Annotated in this window: 3 protein-coding genes; all 3 read left to right on the top strand. The window is 48.0% G+C overall.

Features of this window, described 5'->3' with window-relative positions; genetic code table 11:
• The first annotated feature begins 286 nt into the window (after window positions 1–286).
• The 3 genes from QUA58_RS31075 (at window position 287) to QUA58_RS31065 (ending at window position 2,633) form a co-directional block, all read left to right on the top strand.
• Window positions 287–544, top strand: a complete 258-nt coding sequence (locus QUA58_RS31075; RefSeq protein WP_333253203.1) for a hypothetical protein — start codon at window positions 287–289, stop codon at window positions 542–544.
• A 34-nt stretch (window positions 545–578) separates the two neighbouring features.
• Entirely contained in the window at window positions 579–1,760 is a 1,182-nt protein-coding gene (locus QUA58_RS31070; protein WP_333397974.1) for a murein transglycosylase A, read from the top strand.
• A gap of 153 nt (window positions 1,761–1,913) precedes the next feature.
• Entirely contained in the window at window positions 1,914–2,633 is a 720-nt protein-coding gene (locus tag QUA58_RS31065) for a tetratricopeptide repeat protein (protein ID WP_333253199.1), read from the top strand.
• Window positions 2,634–2,750: the final 117 nt, after the last annotated feature.

Raw genomic sequence — 2,750 nt, 5'->3', positions numbered from 1 at the left:
CAGACTTGATTACCTCTTCTATTCTACATTCCCCCCTGACAATTAATCCACCCTGCTTTTTAAGGGGGGCTGGGGGGATCTCCGGGGAAAGAAAACACGCCCTAGGGGATATCGGCGGGCCTCATCGTCAAACAGTAGACCGGTACTACATTTGACGTGTTTGTTGACACCAATGCTTCCAACAACTCTCACCCTATGCAACCTACTAGATGAGGGAATGCGCCGAGTAAGGGGTAAAATATGAAATCGTTCTAAAAGCTTAAAATCTAAAATCTAAAATACAGATATGCCTAGAACTCCCAGCGAATATTCCGTACACCTGCTGCTTGATGGCGGCCACCGCGAAGAAGTGCGTTTCGCAACGCTGCAAGATTTTCAAAAGTGGTACAGCAGCGTGTTGGTTCCCAAACAAGATTCCACAGAATTTCTCAATGTCCCGATCAAAAATATTCAAGGCGAATACATGGTAGTTCGGCCTACCAGCGTGCTCGCAATTCGCGTAGAACCGATATTTAGTTCTAGCGTCGAACGATATGATGAATAAGGAAAATAATCAATTAAGTAGGAAAGATTGGAAATTGAGCAAGATTTTTCGCTATCAGTTATTAGCCATCGTCTGTTGCGTTTTGGCGATCGCTTTTTCGGTGCCCGCCGTTGCAGTTCCGTCGCTGCAACCAATTAGTGTAAATCAGTTACAAGCTGGCGAGTCGGAGGATCTAGCCTTTGACGCTCAAATCTGGGGCGAAAATGGCAAATCTGGCGATCGCCAATTGCTGTTAAGGTCGATCGACAACAGCCTCCGCTATCTTAACTCCCAAGCGGCTGCTAGTGCTTACAGTCGCTATTCTGTGGCAGGTATTACGCGCGATCGAGTTCGGCGATCGCTCGATCGATTCCGCCAATTAGTTGTCAGTTCTACAACTCCAGCACAACTCCAGGAATCTGTCAAGCGGGAATTTGTATTTTACAAATCCACGGGCAAAGACGGCAAAGGAACAGTCGCATTTACAGGTTATTTCGAGCCGACTTACGCAGCATCTCGCACGCCGAATTCCGAATACCGTTATCCCCTGTACCGGATGCCACCAAACATGGCATCTTGGCCGAAACCTCACCCGACAAGATTAGATTTGGAAGGCGCAGATGCTTTGCAGGCAAGTAAAGGATTGCTGCGAGGATTAGAATTAGTTTGGTTGCGCGATCGATTCCAAGCATTTCTCGTGCATGTCCAAGGTTCTGCGAAGTTGCAGTTAACAGATGGTAGCGTGATGACAGTGGGTTTTGCGGGCAAAACCAGTCAGAGTTATACAGGTGTCGGGCGAGAATTAGTTAAGGACGGAAAGTTTACTTTAGAAGAGTTAAATTTGCCGAAACTAAGGGAATATTTCACTAACTTTCCCGCAGATATGGACAAGTATTTGCCCAAGAATCAAAGCTTTGTGTTCTTCCGGGATACTAACGGATCACCTGCTACTGGCAGCATTGGAGTGCCTGTAACTGCCGAAAGGTCGATCGCCACCGACAAAGCTTTAATGCCCCCCGGCGCACTAGCATTAATTAGTACAAAACTCCCTTATCCGAGTGCCACAGGACAACTCGAACAAAGTGCTGTGAATCGGTACGTTTTGGATCAAGATACTGGCGGTGCAATCAAAGGTGCGGGGAGAGTTGATGTATTTATGGGAACGGGGGATTTAGCGGGCGATAGGGCTGGTTATATCAACTCAACAGGAGAACTGTATTATCCGCTTTTAAAGTAGATTAATTCTACTTCATCTGATTGTTTGTTGTGCGTCGCCATCTCGGACGCGGCGCATTGCCGTGTCCCTACAGATATCGCCGACAATCTATATGTAATCTATTTTTGATAATTGCTATCAAATAGAAAATACCCCACCCTCCCAATCTCACAAATGCTCAACAAAATTCTGCAATTCTTCAAACGACTAATTCAGCGAATATTGGGAACCCCAACCCCACCCTCCCCGCCGGGAAATACCGCCATCCGCCCCACCCTAACTGACGCGGAATACGAGTCGAAATTCATGGAAATCCTGGAAGGGGTGAATGCCGGCTGGAGTCGCGGGGATGTAGCGGGATTCTTAATCGCAAAACGCATTAAAGATGGTGAATTGGCTGCTTGGTTGCGACGGTTCGGGGAAAGATTGTTAGAGGGCGAAAACCTGCAGGGCGGGCACGGGGGCACCGCCCCTACGGATGCGGTGGCATCGCTTCAGGAATTGGCGCAGCGGCTGGTTTTGTTAGGTAGAATTGGTAGTGGGGAATTGTCAGAGGTTGCGAGGCAAATTGGGCGGGAGATATTGACACGGTTTCCGCTGCCGGAGGTTGAGGAGGAGGATACAAAGGGGAGGGTGATTGAGGCGGTGTTTGTTGGGGATGGTTTGGGTTTTTCTGGGGAAGGGAACCGCAGAGTCGCTGAGGGTGAGGAGGCAGAATCGGAAGTTAATGTAGAGGCTGATGCGTGGTGCGATCGAGGGAATGAGCAGTATAATTTAGGAAGATTTGAAGAGGCGATCGCATTTTATAACCAGGCAATTGCTCTCAAACCAGACTATCACGATGCTTTGCACAACCGAGAGGTAGCGCAACGTATGTTAGGCGAAATTAAATAGGCGAACTCGCTTGTATCCAGAATTTAGGCTAGGTATTGCGATCGTATCGGCTCAATAAGTAGGGGTAACAGTTAATCTAGTTGCCAAGACAAGCCCAAGGGATGAAGAGAAGATTTT

It is taken from the genome of Microcoleus sp. N9_A1, from assembly GCF_036701795.1.
In the GTDB taxonomy this organism is placed as follows: domain Bacteria; phylum Cyanobacteriota; class Cyanobacteriia; order Cyanobacteriales; family Microcoleaceae; genus Microcoleus.
Note: the sequence above shows the minus strand (reverse complement) of the source record. Positions and strands in the feature narration are given on the sequence as shown.